Raw genomic sequence first — 19,546 nt, 5'->3', positions numbered from 1 at the left:
GAGATGATCGAGCGACCCTATGACGGGTGTGGACGTTGTCTAGTCGGCGTGCGACGCCTGAGCCGGAAGAGTGACGCCAGCTCATCTCCGGAGCGCCAGCGCGCCAACATCCTGACGGCCACCGAAGCCGTTGGCGGCCACATCATCGACTGGGCAGACGACTGGGAAATATCAGGAGCAACCGACCCGCTCACCCGCCCCGCATTCGGCCCATGGCTGCGCAATGAGCGGGGCCCCTATGACGGGATCGTGGGGGCCGCCGTAGACCGGATCGGCCGCAACGTCCGGGACGTCCTGAACACGGCTTACGCCATCCATGAGCGGGGCCAGTTGCTGGTCACGTACGGGCACGACGGCCCGTGGGACCTGGACGACCCCGTAGACGAGTCTCGCCTCACCATGGAGGCGTTCGGCTCGCAGATGGAACTCCGGGCAATCCAGCGTCGGAACCGGGACGCCACGGTCAAGATGCGGGCCGCCGGGCGACCGAAGGGCAAGCCGGCGTATGGGTTCCAGTTCGTACGGGATATACCGACGGGCCCCGTGTCCCATGTCGTACAGCATGAACACGCCGCCGGCATTCTCCGCACTGTCGCGGAACGCATCCTGGCGGACCAGACCGGGGAGGTCACCCCACATACGGAGGCAACCCGGTTGACCCGGCTAGGAGAGCTGTCACCGAGTGACCACCTCCGGGCCCTCTACGGCAAGCCGTCACAGGGCACGGCATGGAACGGCCCCGCCCTCCGCCGGATGCTGCTCTCAGAGGCGGCCATGGGCTACCTCATGCATGGTGGGCGCCCAGTTGTCGGCGCGGACGGAAAGCCGGTACGGCTTGCTCCTGGTCTCTGGGATCACGCCACACACGACGCATTGAAGACCAAGCTGGCGCGGGGGCCACGTAAGACGGAGCCAGCACCGTCGGGGGAACATCTGCTCTCCGGCCGGGCGGTCTGCGGAGTCTGTGGGCACCGCCTATATGCCACCTGGCCCAGCAAGGGACAGGGTGCGTCCTGGACATGCACGTCCCGGCGGCGGGGTCTGACCGAGTGCAAACCCTCCCCCACTGTCCGCATGGAGGTCCTGGACGCTGAAGTGGAGACGTGGTTCCTGAGTGAGGTCGGACCCCTCCAGATCATGCACAAGATCTATGACCCCGGCTCCGGCCAGCCTGCCCGCATCCAGGAGCTGGAGGCGGCCCGGGAACGGCTCCGCCAGGACCGCCAGGCGGGCCTCTATGACGCCCCCGATGATGCGGATTGGTTCCGGGCACAGTACGCCGCTATGGGCCGGGAAATCGCCGCCCTGTCGGCCGAAAAAGTCCGGGAGCCGGGGATGCGGTCAGTGCCGACGGGACGGACCGTGTGGGACGACTGGCACGCCGCGAAGGACGACCCGGCCGCACGGCGGGAACTGCTGGCCTCCTTCGGCGTCACCGTGCGGGTGAGGCTGGCGTCGGCGGCACAGAGATTCGTCATCGACGCCGAGTTCGACGGGGCACCGGTGGACGACTGGGACTGACCGTTTTTCGCCACCGTGTGGCGGACGCCACACAGGAGAGGGTCGGCCCCGCCAAGGGTCCGGCCCTCTTTTCGCGTTCTGTGACTGTCACGGGACCCGCGAGTGACGGACCCAGGTGTCAGGGGGCAAGAAAAGTGCCCTACGCCTGTTCTTCTCTATAAGCGTTCATAGAAAAGAAGGGTCCCAGGGCACTTTTCTTGCCCCCTGCCTGGGAGAGCCCAACCCCTGGTGGAGGACAGCCCCGACAAGGTGTCACGGTCACCAGTGAATGCAATAGACGGACCACAGTCCGTCCCACGCGTTTGACCTTCGTTCGCGGGTGACGCCTCCCTGACTCTGCGGTCCGGGTGAGTGCGCCCCACCACGGGGCCTTTTGCTTGGTGCACCGCGCTCCGGTCGGCCTCTCCCCGTCCCGGCGTCCAAGCCACGGCGGTGCATCAATACACGCGGACGGCCGTGGTGCCGCCCGTACTCCCAACGGGTCGCCAGCTCCACGGGAGGGTCCCGGCCGGGCGCTTTTTGGCGTTCGGCCGGGCCTACTGGCGATCGCATGTGCACCCGGCACGGTGCTTTTCAAAGGACGACAGACTTCCGGCGGTGGTCCGGGTGCCATTGGCGAACCAACCACCAAGACAGGGCCCGTCCGGCCCGTTGCTCCCAGGGGTGCCGCCCTGGTTGAGCGACGGAGCCGGGCGGGCCTTTTGGCGTTTTCGGCGGCCCGGCCGGCGGACTTGAATCGGGAGTAAGAGACATGAACACCACCCCATGGCATGACGGCCGGGACGAACTGGACGCCCAGGCGTCCAGGCTGCGCGACCGGCTGAACGGCAACCGACGGAACGTGGGACACCTGCCAGAGCATCCGGAGCGGGTGCATGACGCGTGGGCCAAGTTCCTGGAAGCCAGCGATACGGCGACGGACTCCCTGGACGCGTGGAACCGGATCGGGGCGGAGGCCCAGCAGGCTGAGCGGAGCCGTGTGGCCGAACATCGCGCCCACCTCCGTGGCGACGGCCCCAAGCCCAAGCCGTACAAGCCGCAGGACGCGGCGGCACGACGTGCGGATGAACTCCTCCGGTGTTCAGCCCTAGTCGACTTGGCCCAAGAGGCTATGGGCACATACTCCCGGCTCCTGGAGGACCACACGGTCATGGAAGAGACGCGGGCCGCCCTTATCGCCAAGTTCGACGGTCTCCAGGCCCAAGCCCGGGACGCCGTGGCATCGGCGGAGGCCGCGTTCATGGACTGGGTGACCACCAGTGACCACCTGGGTCAGATCACTGCGGCCCTGGGGCTGGGAGGCGGACCTAAGGGTGCCGCACCCAGAATCGACAATGAGCGGTCACGCTGGTTCTCGGAGGCCCAGGACGCATGGCCGGTCTTGAACAGGCTCCTGGGAACGAACGACCCGGTGGCGTCGGGCCGGTGGGCCGCCATGGCCGTGGAGGAGCTGACGGCCAACCCGCCCGTATGGCAGCGGGAGCGCCTGGCCCGCAACCACCCGGGGAGCCAGGACCGCCAAGACCTCCGGCGCATCGAACTCAGGGAACGCGCGGCGGGCCGCCTGGTGTCCGCCCTGGAGGTCCCGGCCGACATGACGGCTGCGGAGGCCAGGGACCTCCTTCCCGGGGCCTGAGAGCCCACCTGAGGGCCTGGCGACAGTGCCGGGCCCCCTGGCCGTGACCAACCACATGGCTGAGAGGTGGCCCCCACACCGGCTCGCCGATGAGGTGGCAAGTTGACCCCGACGGTGGGCTTGAGCCTGGCCGCACGTGGACGACAGACGCGCGGTACTGGGCGGACCACTTGGAGAACCCATTCCGTGCGAAGGTCGCTTCAGACCTGGTCACCAACCACCGTTGACGAGCCGTATGAAGGCTCTACAGGCGTCAGTTCGACCTTCTCCACAGGGCTCCCTGACCGGCCCTGCCCAAGGCTGATGGGCTTTTGGGGGCCCACCCTGTGGGCACCACTACCCCCCGGTCACAACCTCATAGATCTGGTCCGCCAGGTCCACAAGGTTCTTGGCGGCCTGAGGCGCCGGCGATGGGTTCCGAAGCATTCCAGTACTGGGATCCCGGGCCGGGTAATCACTGCGGAGGCATTCCGACGCCGCATTGAGACAAGCGAAATACAGCTCCCGCAAATCGGGGGTGTCCTTCACCGATTCCCACTTCGACATGGTGACCTCCTGAATCTGCGGTACTCACAGCCAGTGTCTCCGCACCCCGCTGGGGTCGCATGTTGTCCTGTCTCCGAAGAGATGTAGCCATGGCCTGGCATAGCAGTGACCGGCGGGCCCGGCTCCCCTCGAACTGGCGGAGCCTGCGGGCCAAGGTCCTGAAGCGGGACGGCTACCTGTGTGTGGCGATCCTGCGGGACACGGGGGCCCGGTGTACGGCCTGGGCCACGGACGTGGACCACATCGTCCCGAACGACGACCACGACCTGACCAACCTTCAGTCTCTGTGCACGTGGCACCACGCACGCAAGTCCAGTGCGGAGGGGGCGGCGGCCCGGGGGCCCAGGGTCTCCAGGCGACGGCCAACGGCTCCGCATCCTGGAGAGCTGGCATAACGCTGGGTGAGCGCTCCGCGGCTGTCCTGTGCGTCCCTTGTGTCCGTTTGGGCCTGGGGTGTACCCCCTTCCGGAGCGGCTGGGACATCGAAACGTGATAGCGGCTCAGTCTCTGTACGGGTTCCAAGGTCCACCAGGCCCATGCGTGATGACTCCGCGTGTCCGGTGACCTGGTGAAACACCCTGCCGGGCCACCTGGCGGAGAGCCACCTAACGGCCCTTTGGGCCCTCCATCCATCGACACGCCCAGGGGGTGACCAGTCATGCCCGGACCCGTGCCCAAGCGGTCCGACCAGCGCCGGAGGCCACTTGGTGGGAGCCAGCCTTGGGACCGCGAGTAGCGCACAGATCAGGGCCCCGCCGGAGAGATCCAGCGGGGCCCTTTCGTGCGTCCGCAAGAGGTCAGGCGGACTCAATCTCGTTCATCAGAAGCCGGAGCGTCAGGGAGTGCTTTTCGGGGGGAAGCGCGTCCATCGCTGCGTGGGCGTAGGCCGCGCCCCCAGCCCGGTCACCGGAGCGAGCAAGCATCAGACCCCGGTGCATCTCCAGGTGCGTGGCGAACCGGGGAAGCGTATCCGGGAGTTCCCGACGGGCGGCCTCTTGGGCCTCCACGGCGGTGGTCTCGTCTCCCAGGCGGGCGGCAAGCAGAGACATGAACACGTTCATGCGCCACCACGGAACGGCATAGTCGGAGGTTTGTTCATGTGACCCGGCTGCGTCGAACACCCGCCGGCCCCGCTCCATCAGGTGGCGCGCGGTGTCATGGTCACCCCGCAGAGCTGCCGCGTGGGCCTTACCCATGACCGCGTTCAAGAGCCCCAGGGATGGCTTCTGGCTGATGGCCATGGCCTGATCAGCAAAGAGGTCAGCCACTCCCAGGGAGGCACCCTCATACCCCAGCGCGATGGCGGCCCGGCCCCGTACCCAGACCCGGGTCTGGTCGTCGCCGGACTGGTCGGCCGCCTGGGCAGCCATGCGGTACCAGTTGACCGCGCGGGTGCCGTCCGAACCGGGGAACGTCTTGGCGTACAGAGTCATAAGGCGGGCGGCGACCGACCATAGACGTGGCTCATCTAGTTGCTGCTGGACCGCGACCAGCTCCCCGGACACCCGCCGCTGGATATCGGCGGCACCCAGACTCATGTACTCCGTGCCGTAGGTCGCTAGCTTTCCCTCCCAGGCATCCGTGGTCGGACCACCCTGGAGTCTGGCGGCGAACCCGACGGTCAGTAGGTCGGAGGCCACCAGCGGCGCTATGGCCGTGGCGGCTGCATCTGACAGAAACGTACGGCGCTTCACTTCGCTCTCAAGAACCGCTAGGGGCACGTCCAGGACGGCCGACAGACACCGAAGGTAGAACTTGCCTGGCGCTACCTTGGAACGCTCCCAGCGGCTGACGTACTCCCGATTGAGGTTCGTCCCGAAGGCATCGTTGATTTCGTCCGCTAAGCGTCCCTGAGACCATCCTCGCGCTTCACGCAGGTCTCTAATCAATGCCCCGATGGTCATGAGTCCATCTTGCCCCTAGGGATGCCCCTCCGGAGGGCAAGAACGCCTGAACGAAAGTCACTTGCCCCTAGGGATGCCACTACGCAGCGCGTGACGACACCAGGACGATCGGTCACGACGGATGGCGACGGAGGGACAGGTGAAGCGGCCGTGACTAGCACTCTGACGTTCAAGGTGGGCGACATCGTTCGGGACTCGATGCGTCACCGGACGGGCAAGGTCTGGAGGGTGTCGGCCAACCTCGTGGAGCTTCAGGACCTGGCCGGTTACACCTGGCAGGCACTGGCCCACCGATGTGACTTGGTCGCGGACGCCCCGCCCCCGCAACCCCAGTTCCCGCCCAACACCATCCCCGTCCCGGCCACCCCTCTGGACGTGAAGGTGGGGGACTGGGTGCGCATGCACGACGGTCGGAACTACCAGGTTCGGGACATGCGCGCCCACGGGGCCGGCGGGCGGGTCCTGCACCTGGAGGGGTGGCCCCAGCCGTGGGTCATGCCGACCGGCTCCAGACAGGTCTACCGGCCCAGGTGACTCCCACCAAGGCCGTTACGTTCCTGATCGCCGTGGCGGTCGGGGCGATGTTCGCGGCGCTGTACTTGCGCGCCAACCCCTGATCTCCACCCCTGGACGGGCGGCAACCGCCCTACGTCACAACCCGCCCGGGGGTGGCTCCAAACCCCCGCCCGAGACCACTCCATGGGCTCCCGGGCGGGTAATGCACCGTCGACCACTGAGGAGACCGTGATGAACGCACGTACCGCACGCAAGACCCAGCCCACTCCCACGCCCATGCCGTGGGTGGTCCAAGGCGGGGAGGACGACTCCAGCTCCGGCAACAAGCACGGGGGCGGAGGGTCGGAGGGTCAGGACTCCGGCCACTCCGACACCAAGGGAAGCGGCAACAAGTGACGGAGCACGACGTGAGGGCGGCTGGTCCCGAAGGGCTGGCCGCCCGGCTCCTGGAGGACGGGAGCCTGACGTCCGACTGGCTCCCCGCCTACAAGGCGGTCCCACGGGAGCTGTTCGTCCCCGAGCTGATCTGGCCCGGCCAGGCGAAGGGGACCGGCCAGGAGGACGCCGTGGACCTCCGGACCCACCCGGTGGCATGGCGCCAGGCGGTCTACTCGGACGTGTCCCTCACGACCCAATGGGACGACGGCGAGCACACCGGCACGGGCAAGGGCGGTACGCCCACGTGCTCCAACTCCCAGCCCTCCATGGTGTTCTCCATGCTGGCAGCCCTGGACGTGGAGCCGGACTCCCGCGTCCTGGAGGTGGGCACCGGGACCGGATGGAACGCGGCCCTCCTGTCCGAACGCGTGGGACAGGACAACGTCGTCACGGTGGAGCTGGACGAACAGAACGCGGCAGAGGCCCGCACACGGCTGGGAGCGGCGGGGTACACGCCGTTGGCCGTCGTGGGCGACGGAGCCCAGGGCTGGGAGGCGTCCGCCCCGTACGACCGTGTCCTGATCACGGCGTCCGTCCGGGAGATCCCCCGCGCGATCATCCACCAGACACGGCCCGGCGGGATCATCGTTGCCCCCTACGCCACGGAGTACGGCGGGGAGGGCGTGGTCCGGCTCACAGTCCAAGAGGACGGAACGGCGTCCGGCCCGTTCGTCGGGTCCTCCGCGTTCATGCGGCTGCGCCAGCAACGGGCCAACCGGGTGCACGTGCGGGAATACCTGGGCGGAAAGCCTTGGCCGGCGGACGGGACTAAGTCGTCCACCGTCCTGTCCCCGGAGACTGTCGGGGACTGGCTCCCCATGTTCGCGATCGGCCTCCAGACCCTGGGCGTGTTCCCGTGGGCGGAGGAGTACGACGACGGGTCGTACACGCTGTGGCTCCGGGACACGGCGGTGACCTCCTGGGCCAGTGTCGACTACGTCCCGGGGGCGGACCGGTTCGAGGTGTACCAGTCCGGCCCGCGTCCACTGTGGTGGGAGGTGGAGGCCGCGTACGACTGGTGGACGCACCGCGACCGCCCCGGGTTCGAGCGGTTCGGCCTGACCGTGGATGCCCAGAACGGGGCCCACACTCCCTGGCTCGATTCGCCCGACCATCGTGTGCCCCTGGTGGGGTGACCGCCCATGACCGGCCCCGGTCGTCCGCTTCCCCCGTGGCGGATGGCCGGGGCCTCTGCCTTACGCCACGTCTCCCAGGGCCTCCGCCGGTTGCAGTGCGAGGCGGACCGCGTGGGCGGTGGCTGGGGACATGCGGTGGCCGGGGCCGGGCAGCACTGTGGCCAGGTATTCAGCGGCTTCAACGTCGCCACCCACCTTGCCCAGGCAGGCCCTGAACGTGGCGACGGCGTGGGGTGGAACGTGCACGGCCACGGGCATGGCTGCGTAGTCCGCGACGGCCCGCACAATTCGAAGATAGGCGTAGGTGGAGAACTTCGCGCCGCCCTCCGGCTTGTACCGCTTCAGGGCCTCCAGGGCGGCCACCCGGCCCTCCTGGGCCAGGTCCTCCACGTCCAAGCCGGGCCGCCACCGGCGTTGGGCCGACCGGCGGACGATGCCCTCCACAGAGTCCAGGACCGCTAGAACGGCCGTCTCGTCGCCGTTCTGTGCGGCACGTATGGCAGCACTCATGCGGCAACTGCCAGGGCGGCCAGGTCCCGGCGGGCCGTCCTGGGGGCCACGCCCACCAGGGCGGCGTACGTCGTTCCGTTGACCGGCTGGCCGTCCGCCTTCAGCTTGGCCACGGCCTCCCGGATGTCCTCCAGGGAACGGCCACCTTTGGCCGGGGCCTTGGCCGGGGCCGGGGCCTCCGGCTCCAGCTCCTCCAGGGGGAGGGTGTCCGGCTCACCGACCCCACCCGCGACCAACTCCAGCTTGGCCGGCGGACGTTCGGCGGACTCCAGCTCCTGGTCCTCCTGGCCGTCGGACATGGAATCCGTGGTGACCTCCAGCTCCTCCACGGCGCCCTCCGGGGCGGCCAGACCCACGGCCGCCTTGACCACGTCCACGGCCTGGGCCCTGGCCTCCGGAGTGGCACGGGTGACCATGTGCATCACGTGGGCCACGACGACCGGCGGAACGGCCGACACGGCCCCGACCAGCGCCATGGAGGACCCCAGGTACCCGGCCGCAATCCAGTGCGCGGTGACCTGGGCGGAGAGCGCCAGGGCCAGGGCTCCAGCGGCCCCCAGGATGGCCGTCCCGCGCCCCTTGACCCCCTTGGGCGCAGCGTCCACGAACAGGGTCGCAACGGCCGCGTAGACGGACAGACACACGGGCATAAGCCACGCCACCCACGGGGACCATCCGGCGAGGGTGGCCAGGGAGTATTCCCCGGGGGCGGACATGACCAGGGCGGCTCCCAGGACTGTGAAGGCGGCGGGGCGGGCGTACCAGGGCAGGGGCTGAGCAACGGCAGACACAGGGATCTCCTGGAGCGTCGTGCGGGAGGGGAAGCGGAGGGGGCCGTCAGGCGGCGGAGCGGCGGGCACGCAGTGCGGCGCGGATGTCATCGGCCACGCGGGTCACGGCAGGGTCCGGCGTACGGTCGGTCATCAGCTCCCGAACGGCTGGGGCGGGCACGACACCAGCGCAGACACCGCAGATGCCGGAGTCCTGACCGGCGGGGAGCACGCGACCGCATCCGTCGGAGCACTCGGCGTACTGGGCCCAGGCACGGCGTGGGGCGGGGAGCTTCCGCGTCAGGCGGTCGGCCACCAGCTTGGCGGGGGCGTAGACCTTGGCCGGGAGGCCCTGGACCACGGCGTCCGTGATCTCCGTGACGGAGGCCCCGTTCTGAAGCCACTGGGCGGCCAGGGGGACCAGGGCCTGGGCCTGGCGCTGGGAGAGCCGGAGGCGGGCGTCCACGGCCTCCAGGCGGGCCAGGATGCGAGCGGCCTCCGTGCCGTGGTTCTGGTCTGCCTTGTTGCTGCCCTCCCGCGCGGGAGCGTCCGGGATCTGCACCGGATCGACGGAGGGAAGGGAGGGATTTTTCCCAAGGTCCTTAGAGACAGAGTCCTTTACTCCCGTAGGGAGCGCTCCCGTCTCACCAGTGACCGGGGTGCCGGTTCCTGGCATGGCGGGAAGCGGGGAAACCTCAGACTGGGGCGTGTCGTACACGGCCGTCTCAGTCCAGACCCGGCCCGTCTCAGGGTCCCGGATGGTGTGGCGGACGTAGTACCCGGCATCCACCAGTTCGTCCAGGGCCTTGGCGACACCCCGGCGACCCACGCCCGGGTTTCGGTCGGCCAACGTCTTCACGTCTTCCTTGGCCCCGTCTGGGAGCGACAGGAGGTGAGCGAGGATGCCGCGCGCCGTAAAGGACAGCTTGCGATTGCGGGCGACGGAGTTGGGGATGACAGTGAAGTCCCGGGCATGCCGGGTACGATGAACGCGCACTGGGAGTGTCAGCTCCTGGTGTCGGACCCCGGGACGTTGACGCGTCGCCGGGGTCACTCATGTGGACTGTTAATCGCGTGTCTAGGTGTTCAGCAAGGTGCTGCGGCCGGGGCTCGTCGGACAGTAAGTCCTGGTCGGGGACGGTATGGAGAGCGGCGGTGGGAGCGGTTCGGAGACGGGCCCGGGTGATTGTCAGTGGGGGGCCCTACCGTTTTCTCCATGACGCGATCCGTACATGCGCTCGCCTACGCACGTCCTTCCGCGCTGGAGTCCACGGGCTCCGGCCGGCTGCTCGGCCTGGAGACGGCGGGGGGTCTCACGCCCCGGGGTGCCGAGGCCCATCCCCGTTTCTTCTCCGGCTTCCTGGCCGCTCCGCAGGTCGCCGCCCGCGGTCTGCTCGCGGTCGCCGACGTGGCGGCGGCCCGCTACCACCAGCGGATACGGCCGGGTTCGCTGGACCCGGTGGTGACGGGGAACGGGGACCGGCTGCGGTTCGAGTCCTTCTCCGGCTGCGGCGGGGTGTACGCGCGCCTGGACGTGCTCGACGAGGGGCTCGGAGGCGCGGAGACGGGCCACGGCACCACCAATGTGGACGTCAACAACCCGCTGCGCGAGGCACTGTCACGGATGACCGGGGACGATCCGCTGCATCTGCGGGTCGGCCCCGAGGAGATGGCGGTGACCACCCTCGCGGGGGCGGTCGTGGAGAAGAAGGTCCCGCTGCCGGACCGGTGGTTGCGGGGGTTCGCCGAGGCGCAGGTCGCGTCGGTCCGGTTCGACCTGCGGGCCGAGCTCTCCGGGGCGGAGGCCGTCCGGTTCCTGCGGTCCCTGCCGCGCGGGCAGGCCCGGGGGCGCGGCCCGCTGTGGGTCGTCCCGGCCGGCCGGACGCTGCGTCCCACGACACGGCCGGGTCCGGGTGCGGTGTGCCTGCCGGGCCCCGACCGGCTGGTCGCCCTGGAGCGGGTGCTGCGGCACGCGACGGGGCTGCGGGCGTACGGGCCGGTGCCGGACGGCGCGGCCACGGCGAGCGCCTGGGAGGTGACCCTGCCGGGCATGCGGCTCACGCTGACGCTGTCGCCCGACCCGGCGCGGGGCTTCTCCGGCGAGGGCGGGGTCCTGGAGGCGCTGGCGACGGAGGACGCCGCGCAGGACGCGGAGTTGGTCGCCGTGCTGCTGGCCTGGGAACCGCGGATCGACCTGGCGGACCTCGCGGCGCAGGCCGGGCTCACGGTCGACCGGGTGCGCGCGGCGCTGACCCGGCTGGGCACGGCGGGCCGGGTCGGGTACGACGTGGCGGAGGCGACCTACTTCCACCGGGAGCTGCCGTACGACGCGGACCGCGCGGAGCGGCACAATCCGCGGCTTGTGAGCGCGCGCCGGCTGGTCGCGGAGGGCGCGGTGGAGCTCGAAGGGGAACTGGCGACGGTGGCCTCGGGCGAACGGCGCTACCGGGTCCGGGAGTCGGGCGGTTCCCTGAACTGTACGTGCCGGTGGTGGGCGGACCACCAAGGGCGGCGGGGTCCGTGCAAGCACGCGCTCGCGGTGCGGATGGCCCGGCGGGGCGCGTCGGCCGCCGAGCCGGGGGCGGGGGCGGAGCCGCAGGCGGTGCCGGGGGCGGTGCCGGGGGCGGTGCCGGGGGCGGTGCCGGGGGCAGTGGCGGGGGCGGAGTCGGGTGGGGTGCCGGGGGCAGTGGCGGGGGCGGAGGTAGTGCGGTGACGGGGCGCGAGTCGGAGGAGCGGAAGATGGGGGCGGACGCGGTGACGCGAGGGACGGAGAAGGCTGTGGGGACGACGAAGGCCGAGGGGGACGGGCAGTCCGTGGGGGTCGAGAAGCTGGTCGAGGCGGTGCGCGGCGGTCGCGCCGACGAGGTGCCCTCCCTGCTGGAGGGGCTGGGGGCGGCGGACCGCGGCACGGTCCTCGCGGAGCTGAAGTCGCTGCGCACCGAGGTGCGCGGCTGGGAGGCGAAGCGCCCACGCGAGGCGGCCGACGTCCGGCGCGCGCTCTACGTCGCGGGGGCCGGCTGTCACCCGGGGGCGTCGGCGGCGGCGACCTGGCTCGGCGGCCGTGATCTGGCGCCGTGGCGCTCGGAGGGCAGTGGCCTGGTCCTCCAGGCGGTCGCCGGCCGGTCTCCGGAGTGGCTGGCCGACGTGGCGGGCCGGCTCGCCGCGCGGCCGGCCGTGGCGGAGCACAGCTACGAGCTGATCCGCGGCCTTGTGGAGCGGTCCGGCTGCGCGGTGCCGACGACCGACGGCTACGTCCTGGGCTGGGCCTGGCAGTTCCGCGCCGGCAGCCGCTGGCGGCGGTCGTTCGACGGCCCCGAGCTCCTGGAGCGGCTGCGGGCGGATGCGCAGACGCCGGTCCTGGTACTCCACGCCCTCTCGATGGCGGAGAGCCCGGACGAGTTGACCTGGACGGTCACCGAGGCTCCCCACGCGCACTGGCCCACGGCGGTCGCGGCGCTCGTCGGGGAGGGCGTGCTCGACCGGACCGAGGTCCTGGACGCCGCCCTGTCCCGGCTGTTGCGAGGCGGCCGTCCGCGCGACCTGCGGTTCCCCATGGAGGTGCTGCGGCTGGTCGGGCCGACGGCGGCTGAGTTCCGGGAGCGGGTCCCCGACCTGGTCGGGATGACGGCGGACACCCCGTCGCCGATCGCGGGGTACGCGCAGGAGGTACTGGCCGGGCTGGCGGCGGACGGGGGGCTGCCGACCGCCGCACTGGCCGAGATGACGAGTGCGGTGCTCTTCCGCACCGAGAAGAAGCTGGTGCGGGCCCAGTTGACGCTGGTCGGCAAGGTGCTGGCGCGGGAGCCCGGCGCGGCGGCCGAGCTGCTGCCCGCGGTCGCGGAGGTCTTCGGGAACGAGGACACCGACCTCCAGGGGCGCGCGCTGAAGCTGGTGGGCCGTCACCTGTCCGTCGTGGACGACTCCGTACGGCTGGAGCTGGCCGGTCAGGCCGGGCTGCTGAGCCCGGCGCACCGGCAGGCCGCCGTGGAGCTGTTCGGGGAGTCCCTGGAGGGCGAGAGCGGGGTTCCGTACGAGGAGATCCTGCCGCCCGTGCCGGAGCCCCAGCCGGTCGGGCCCCCGGCGGCGACGGTCGAGGAGCTGGTGGAGGACATGCTGACGCAGGGGGTCTCCGACGACCCGGTGCGGTTCGAGCGGGCCCTCGACGGACTGGTACGGCACGCGCACCGGGACCGGGAGGCGCTGACGCGGGCGGTGCGGGAGGCGTTCACCACCAAGAGCTGGCAGGAGCCGCACCACTTCTCGCACGACTTCCGTCCGCTCCACGCGGTGCTCGCGGGGTTGCTCGGGCTCCTTGAGCCGTCGTGGATCGAGGACCGGCGGGTGCGGGCACCCGAGACCACGGCCTGCTTCCACGAGGCTCTGACGGGGATCCGGGACGCGAGGCTGTGGGAGGCCTCCGCTCTGATCGGCACGGACGCGCTGCCCTTCCTGCTCGCCTCGCCGACCGTGAGCACCGGCGGTGTCGATCCTCTGGTGCTCGTCGAGCGACTGCGCGCCTACCGGGACGCGGGCGTCGAGCCCGCCCCCGCCGATCTGGCCCAGGCCCTGCTGCGGGTCCTGCGGACCGGCCCCGATGCCGGGAGGGCGGAGGTGGAGGCGTCGTCCCTCGGCACCGTGGCCGGGCAGCGGCTCGCCGCATGGCTGCGGGCGGACGAGCCGCTGGCGGCGACCGTACGGTTCCTCGCGCGGGAGGAGGACCGGTCCCTGGAGACGTGGTCCGTCTTCCAGCGGGTGGTGGTCGAACTCGCCGACCGGGCCGTGGTGCGGGAGGAGTTCCCGCCCGCCTTCCGGTGGTTGGGCGGCACGCTGGAGACGGCGCCCCGCCGGTGCTACCACTGGGTCTCCGGCGGGGAGCACTGGGCCCCGGTCCTGCCGGCCGACCGCGAGGTGCTCGCGGCCTGCTTCGTACCGTCGCTCGCACGCGGCAGCGCCGGCTCGCGGGAGACGACCGAACCGCTGACCGGGCTGGCCGAGGCGGAGGGCCGGGTGGGCCGGGCCGTCGCCGTCGCCCTCGCGCTCGCACTGGGCGCCGGGGACGCCGACGACCGGCTGCGGGCCGTGGACGCGCTGCTCGTGCTCGCGTCCCGGGGCGACCTGGACGGCCGGCAGGTCGGCGAGGAGCTGGCGTGGCTGGTCACCGAGGGTTCGGTCAAGCCGAACCGGCTGGCGGACGCGGCCCGGACGGCGGCGGTCACGGGGGCGTACGGGACGGTCTGGGCGGTGCTCGGGGCGGCGCTCCCGGAGCTGCTGGGCGCCGGGAAGCCGGTGCGCGGACTCGGCGAGGTGCTCGCGGTGGCGGCCGACTGCGTGGAGCGGTGCGGGGCGCGGGGTGAGCTTCCCGGGCTGGACGGCGTCGCTTCGGGCAAGGGCTCCTCGCAACTGGTCGTCCAGGCGAAGCGGCTGCGCGACGCACTCGGCTAGGAGGCCGATCAAGGCTGCGGTCAGGGGGCCGATCGAGGTGCCAGTCAAGCGACCGGTCAAGGCGCCGGTCAGGGGGCCGATCAGGCTGTGACCCAAACGGTCCGAATCGACCTCTAAGGCACCAGATCGGCGCTTAACCCGTCAGTCACAGAACGTTCGTGATCACGCAACACCGCTGGGTCACAGTGAAGCCATGACCGATGTGACGTCTTCGAAGAGCACCCGCCGCCCGCACCACTGGCGGCACGACCTGATCGAGCTCGCCGCCCTGTTCACCGCCGTGGTGGTGGCCGACACGATCGCCAAGACCATCGCCAAGGGGCCCGACGGCCACTACCTCCTGGTGTTCTCGGCGATCGCGCTGGCCGCCACCGCCGCCTTCCACACCTGGTGGGCGCGGCGGCACAGTCACAGCCATGCGCCGCCCGCCGGTGATACCGGCGGGCCGGCCGCCCGCACCGCTGCCGCCCCCCGCACCGCCGCGGCGGCGACGACGACGACCGACCAGGCCGACAACCCGAGCGGCCAGGAGGCATCCGCGTCCCGGCCGGCCGCCGAGACCGTGCTCTGGCGCATGCGGACCACCGTCGAGGACACCCCGGGCAGCCTCGCCGCCCTGTGCACGGTCCTCGCCCGGCTGGGCGTGGACATCCTCACCCTCCAGACCCACCCGCTCGCCCGGGGCACGGTCGACGAGTTCCTGCTGCGCGCCCCCGCCGACCTCTCCGCCCACGCCCTCGCCCGCGAGACCGCGGCGGCCGGCGGCCGCGACACCTGGACCGAGCGGGCCGACGCCCACGACCTGGTCGACACGCCCACACGGGTCCTCGGCCTGGCCACCCGTACGGCGCTCGACGCCGCCGAACTGCCGCTCGCGCTGCGCCAGCTCCTCGGCCGCTGCACGCTCCACTCCGTACCCGCGCGCTCCCTCACCGGCCGTCCCATCGGCGAACAGGCCCCGGTCGAAGGGGTCCTGGAGGAGACCGTGATGCGGCTGCGCGACCCGCACGGCGGCACGCTCATCGTCGAGCGGCCCTATCTGCCCTTCACCCCGACCGAGTTCGCCCGCGCCCGCGCGCTCGTCGAGCTCGACGCCCGGCTCGGCCCGCGCCTCCCGCGCAGCCAGGACGTGCTGACCCTGCCGGAGGGGAACGAGATCACCGTCCGCCGCGCGGACCAGCGCGACCTGCGCGCCGCGCGGGCGATGCACGACCGCTGCTCGGCCCGCACCCTCGGCCTGCGCTACCACGGCCCGGTCGGCGACGCCGACCGCTATCTCGACCATCTGCTCAGCCCCCGCTTCGGGCGCACGCTCGCCGTGCAGACGACCTCCGGCCGGCTCGTCGCCCTCGGCCACCTCCTGTGGGACGGCGACGAGACCGAAGTCGCCCTGATGGTCGAGGACGACTGGCAGCGGCGCGGCATCGGCTCCGAGCTCCTCGGCCGGCTGGTGGCGATGGCCGAGGAGGCCGGCTGCGAGAGCGTGTACGCCGTGACCCAGGCGTCCAACACCGGGATGGTGGCCGCCATGCGGGCGCTGCAGCTCCCCCTCGACTACCAGATCGAGGAGGGCACCCTCGTCATCACCGCCCGACTGGCCACGGCACCGCGCCGGAGCCCTCGCTCCCCGTCGCAGTCGCTGCCTCACGAGGAGGTCCGGCGGGCGGAGCGCTGAGTGCCTGCGTCAGGTCCCGCCACAGGTCCTCGACGTCCTCCAGGCCGACCGACATGCGCAGCAGCCGGTCGCTGACGCCCGCCGAGCGCCGGTCTCCCTCGGCCACGATCCGGTGGCTGATGGAGGCCGGGTGCTGGATGAGCGTGTCGACGCTGCCGAGGCTGACCGCCGGGGTGATCAGCCGGACTCCGGCGATCACGTCGTGCGGGTCCCCGTAGACCTCGAAGGCGATCATCGCGCCGCCGATCCGCGGATAGTGGACGCGGGCGATCCGGGGGTCGGTGGCCAGCCGCCGGACGAGCTCCGCCGCCGAGGAGGACGCCGCCCTCACCCGTACCGGGAGGGTGGAGAGGCCCCGCAGCAGCAGATAGCCGGCGAGCGGGTGGAGCACTCCGCCGGTGGCGAAGCGGACCTGGCGGAGGGTACGGGCGAACCCCTCGTCGCAGGCGACGATCCCGCCCATGACGTCGCCGTGCCCGCCCAGGTACTTGGTCGCGCTGTGCAGCACGATCCGCGCGCCCTGCTCGACGGGGCGCTGGAGGACCGGCGTGGCGAAGGTGTTGTCGACCAGGAGCGGCACGGAGCCGCAGGAGTGGGCGATGGCGCGGATGTCGGCCTCGGCGAGGGTCGGGTTCGCCGGGGACTCGACCATGACGAGACCCGTGTCGGGGCGGATCGCGTCGGCGATGCCCGCCGGGTCGGTCCAGGTCACCTCGGTGCCGAGGAGCCCGGCGTCCAGGAGGTGATCGCTGCATCCGTACAGCGGACGGACCGCGACGACATGACGCAGCCCCTGGCTCGCCCGGGCGAGGAGCACGGCGGTGAAGGCCGCCATGCCGCTGGCGAAGGCCACCGCGGACTCGGTGCCCTCCAGGCGGGCGAGGGCATCCTCGAAACGGGCCACGGTGGGGTTGTCGAGCCGGGCGTAGACGGGCGGACCGTCGAGCCGGGCACCCGTGGTGGCGAACTCGTCGATGCGGGCGGCCTCGGCCCGGGCGTCGTACGAGGGGTAGGTGGTCGACAGGTCGAGCGGCGGGGCGTGCACTCCGAGCGTGGCGAGGTCCTCGCGGCCGGCGTGCACGGCTTCGGTGGCGAGCGCCCTCGGGGTGGCCGAGGGGTCGCGGTCCATGGCGTCCATGGCGGCACTGTGAACGTATACCGGAAGGTAGCGGGAACGTGCCGTGCTACGTTCGACCGATGGCCGAATCTGTCGTACTGGACGCGGTCGATCTGCACATTCTTCGCCTCCTGCAGAACGACGCCCGGACCACCTATCGTGAACTCGCCGCCGAGGTCGGCGTGGCACCCTCGACCTGCCTGGACCGAGTGGCCCGCCTACGCCGCACGGGCGTGATCCTCGGTCACCAGCTACGACTGGATCCGGCCAAACTCGGCCGTGGGCTGGAAGCCCTTCTCCTCGTGCAGGTCCGGCCCCACCGGCGGGAACTGATCGGTCCGTTCGTCGACCGGATCCGGGCCCTTCCCGAGTCCCGGGCGCTCTTCCATCTGACGGGCCCCGACGACTACCTGGTCCACGTGGCCGTGGCGGACCCCGCCGACCTGCAACGACTCGTGCTCGACGAGTTCACCTCACGCCGCGAGGTGGCCCGGGTCGAGACCCGGCTGATCTTCCAGCAGTGGGAGTGCGGCCCGCTTCTGCCGCCCTCCGCGGGCCCTTCCTTGTCGGCCGACTGAGATCGAGCGAGGGTGACGAGGGCCTGCGCGAGAGGCCAGGATGGCCCCCATGCCAGAGACTTCCAGCAGCCCGCTGCCCCGCCAGGTCGCCGACGCCCACGTCGACGCACTCATCGCCCTCGACCCGATCACCGGTACGTACCTGGGAGTCAAGGAGAGCGCCGGTCGTCTGCCCGACTTCTCGCCCGCCGGGCAGAAGTCCGTGGCCGACCTCGCCCGGCGCACGCTCGCCGCCCTCGACGCGGCGGAGCGCGTCGCCGGCGCCGAGAGCGAAGCGGAGCAGCGGTGCGCCCGGCTCCTGCGGGAACGTCTCATGGCCGAACTCGCCGTGTACGAGGCCGACGAGGGCCTCTGCACGGTCAGCAACATGCGGTCGCCCGCCCACAGCGTGCGGATCGTCTTCACGATGATGCCGACGGAGACCGCGGAGGACTGGACGGCGGTCGCCACCCGGCTGCGGGCCGTCCCCGCCGCGCTGGAGGGCTACCGCTCCGCGCTCGCGCTCGGCCTGGAGCGCAAGCTCTTCGCCGGGCCGCGCCCCACGGCCACCTTCGTCGGCCAGCTCACCGAGTGGGCGGGCGGGGAGAGCGGCGGGCGGGGCTGGTTCGAGGAGTTCGCCGCGGTCCGTCCCGACGCGCTGCCCGAGGAGCTGCGGACCGAGCTCGCGGTGGCGTCCCGGGGCGCGACCGAGGCGGTGGCGGCGCTGCGGGACTGGATGCGGGACGTGTACGCCCCGACCGTCGCGGACGCGCCGAACACCGTGGGCCGTGAGCGCTACCAGCGCTGGACCCGGTACTTCAACGGCACCGATCTGGACCTCGACCAGGCGTACGCGTACGGCTGGGCCGAGTACCACCGGCTGCTCGACGAGATGCGGAGCGAGGCCGAGCGGATCCTGCCCGGCGCGGGCCCCTGGGAGGCCCTCGCCCACCTCGACGTGCACGGCACGCACGTCGAGGGCGTGGAGGAGGTACGGGTCTGGCTCCAGGGGCTGATGGACGAGGCCATCGAGGCGCTCGACGGCACCCACTTCGAACTCGCCGACCGCGTACGGCGGGTGGAGTCCCGGATCGCCCCGCCCGGCGGCGCCGCCGCGCCGTACTACACCGGACCGTCCGAGGACTTCTCCCGCCCGGGCCGCACCTGGCTGCCGGTGGACGGCACGACCCGCTTCCCCGTCTACGACATGGTGTCGACCTGGTACCACGAGGGCGTGCCGGGCCATCACCTCCAGATCGCGCAGTGGGTGCACGTCGCCGACCGGCTCTCCCGCTACCAGGCGACCATCGGCAAGGTGAGCGCCAACATGGAGGGCTGGGCGCTGTACGCGGAGCGGCTGATGGACGAGCTCGGCTTCCTGCCCGACGCGGAGCGGCGCCTCGGCTACCTCGACGGCCAGATGATGCGCGCGTGCCGGGTGATCGTGGACATCGGCATGCACCTGGGCCTGGAGATCCCGGCGGACTCGCCGTTCCGGCCGGGCGAGCGGTGGACCCCGGAGCTCGCGCAGGAGTTCTTCCAACTGCACAGCAGCCGTCCGCCGGCCTTCGTGGAGAGCGAGATGACCCGCTACCTCTCGATGCCCGGCCAGGCGATCGGCTACAAACTGGGCGAGCGTGCCTGGCTTCTCGGGCGGGCCAACGCGCGGGCCGCGCACGGCGAGGCGTTCGACGCGAAGGCCTGGCACATGGCGGCGCTCTCGCAGGGCCCGCTGGGCCTCGACGACCTGGTCGACGAGCTGTCGCGGCTCTGAGACG

General features: G+C 71.5%; 15 protein-coding genes and 1 pseudogene. 10 read left to right on the top strand and 6 right to left on the bottom strand.

Annotation, left to right across the window (positions count from 1 at the left end; all coding sequences use genetic code 11):
- Positions 1-3 precede the first annotated feature (3 nt).
- Together ACFWWU_RS06585 and ACFWWU_RS06580 are read left to right on the top strand one after the other, a co-directional pair.
- On the top strand, positions 4-1,521 hold the full coding sequence (locus ACFWWU_RS06585) for a recombinase family protein (RefSeq protein WP_384139859.1): 1,518 nt from the start codon (positions 4-6) through the stop codon (positions 1,519-1,521).
- A gap of 751 nt (positions 1,522-2,272) precedes the next feature.
- Positions 2,273-3,157 (top strand): hypothetical protein, encoded by an 885-nt coding sequence (locus ACFWWU_RS06580; protein ID WP_384139856.1) that lies wholly within the window; start codon positions 2,273-2,275, stop codon positions 3,155-3,157.
- A gap of 1,343 nt (positions 3,158-4,500) precedes the next feature.
- Here ACFWWU_RS06580 and ACFWWU_RS06575 read toward each other — a convergent pair.
- Positions 4,501-5,607 (bottom strand): helix-turn-helix domain-containing protein, encoded by a 1,107-nt coding sequence (locus ACFWWU_RS06575; RefSeq protein ID WP_384139854.1) that lies wholly within the window; start codon positions 5,605-5,607, stop codon positions 4,501-4,503.
- Positions 5,608-5,757: 150 nt separating this feature from the next.
- On the opposite strand from ACFWWU_RS06575, the gene ACFWWU_RS06570 reads away from it, so the two are divergent.
- The 3 genes from ACFWWU_RS06570 to ACFWWU_RS06560 all read left to right on the top strand — a co-directional run bounded on the left by ACFWWU_RS06570 (position 5,758) and on the right by ACFWWU_RS06560 (position 7,697).
- The gene (locus tag ACFWWU_RS06570) at positions 5,758-6,141 is read left to right on the top strand and encodes a hypothetical protein (protein ID WP_384139851.1); all 384 of its coding nucleotides are present in this window, start codon (positions 5,758-5,760) and stop codon (positions 6,139-6,141) included.
- A 213-nt stretch (positions 6,142-6,354) separates the two neighbouring features.
- Positions 6,355-6,519 carry a hypothetical protein gene (locus tag ACFWWU_RS06565; RefSeq protein WP_384139848.1) on the top strand — a complete coding sequence of 55 codons (165 nt, stop codon included), beginning with the start codon at positions 6,355-6,357 and terminating at the stop codon, positions 6,517-6,519.
- On the top strand, positions 6,516-7,697 hold the full coding sequence (locus ACFWWU_RS06560) for a methyltransferase domain-containing protein (protein WP_384139845.1): 1,182 nt from the start codon (positions 6,516-6,518) through the stop codon (positions 7,695-7,697). Before ACFWWU_RS06565 ends, ACFWWU_RS06560 begins: the two co-directional genes overlap by 4 nt.
- Positions 7,698-7,757: 60 nt before the next feature.
- Here the strand turns inward: ACFWWU_RS06560 and ACFWWU_RS06555 are convergent, their stop codons facing one another.
- The 4 genes and pseudogenes from ACFWWU_RS06555 to ACFWWU_RS06540 form a co-directional block, all read right to left on the bottom strand.
- Positions 7,758-8,207 (bottom strand): sigma-70 family RNA polymerase sigma factor, encoded by a 450-nt coding sequence (locus ACFWWU_RS06555; protein WP_384139842.1) that lies wholly within the window; start codon positions 8,205-8,207, stop codon positions 7,758-7,760.
- Positions 8,204-8,998, bottom strand: coding sequence for a hypothetical protein (locus ACFWWU_RS06550; protein WP_384139839.1), 795 nt, complete (start codon positions 8,996-8,998; stop codon positions 8,204-8,206). The genes ACFWWU_RS06555 and ACFWWU_RS06550 overlap by 4 nt, the downstream gene beginning before the upstream one ends.
- A 46-nt stretch (positions 8,999-9,044) precedes the next feature.
- Positions 9,045-9,539, bottom strand: a complete 495-nt coding sequence (locus tag ACFWWU_RS06545) for a hypothetical protein (RefSeq protein ID WP_384140687.1) — start codon at positions 9,537-9,539, stop codon at positions 9,045-9,047.
- Positions 9,540-9,764: 225 nt separating this feature from the next.
- A pseudogene (locus tag ACFWWU_RS06540) lies at positions 9,765-9,974 on the bottom strand (hypothetical protein); the annotation flags it as partial.
- 219 nt (positions 9,975-10,193) lie between these two features.
- Here ACFWWU_RS06540 and ACFWWU_RS06535 point away from each other — a divergent pair.
- From ACFWWU_RS06535 to ACFWWU_RS06525, 3 genes are all read left to right on the top strand, one after another.
- Positions 10,194-11,690, top strand: a complete 1,497-nt coding sequence (locus ACFWWU_RS06535; protein ID WP_384139836.1) for an SWIM zinc finger family protein — start codon at positions 10,194-10,196, stop codon at positions 11,688-11,690.
- 65 nt (positions 11,691-11,755) lie between these two features.
- Positions 11,756-14,419: a DUF6493 family protein gene (locus ACFWWU_RS06530; RefSeq protein WP_384139833.1), complete on the top strand. Its 2,664-nt coding sequence runs from the start codon at positions 11,756-11,758 to the stop codon at positions 14,417-14,419.
- A gap of 193 nt (positions 14,420-14,612) precedes the next feature.
- On the top strand, positions 14,613-16,094 hold the full coding sequence (locus tag ACFWWU_RS06525) for a GNAT family N-acetyltransferase (protein ID WP_384139830.1): 1,482 nt from the start codon (positions 14,613-14,615) through the stop codon (positions 16,092-16,094).
- Here the strand turns inward: ACFWWU_RS06525 and ACFWWU_RS06520 are convergent.
- Positions 16,003-17,232, bottom strand: a complete 1,230-nt coding sequence (locus tag ACFWWU_RS06520) for a trans-sulfuration enzyme family protein (protein WP_384139827.1) — start codon at positions 17,230-17,232, stop codon at positions 16,003-16,005. The two genes, ACFWWU_RS06525 and ACFWWU_RS06520, sit on opposite strands and share 92 nt — an antisense overlap.
- Positions 17,233-17,291: 59 nt before the next feature.
- Here ACFWWU_RS06520 and ACFWWU_RS06515 point away from each other — a divergent pair, with 59 nt between their 5' ends.
- Together ACFWWU_RS06515 and ACFWWU_RS06510 are read left to right on the top strand one after the other, a co-directional pair.
- A complete protein-coding gene (locus ACFWWU_RS06515) occupies positions 17,292-17,789 on the top strand; it encodes an Lrp/AsnC family transcriptional regulator (protein WP_189513211.1) in 498 nt (165 codons plus the stop codon).
- Between the two features lie 49 nt (positions 17,790-17,838).
- A complete protein-coding gene (locus ACFWWU_RS06510; protein WP_384139824.1) occupies positions 17,839-19,542 on the top strand; it encodes a DUF885 domain-containing protein in 1,704 nt (567 codons plus the stop codon).
- Positions 19,543-19,546: the final 4 nt, after the last annotated feature.

The sequence above is a fragment of the Streptomyces sp. NPDC058650 genome, from assembly GCF_042717315.1.
In the GTDB taxonomy this organism is placed as follows: Bacteria; Actinomycetota; Actinomycetes; order Streptomycetales; family Streptomycetaceae; genus Streptomyces.
This window is presented reverse-complemented; position numbering and strand designations above follow the sequence as displayed.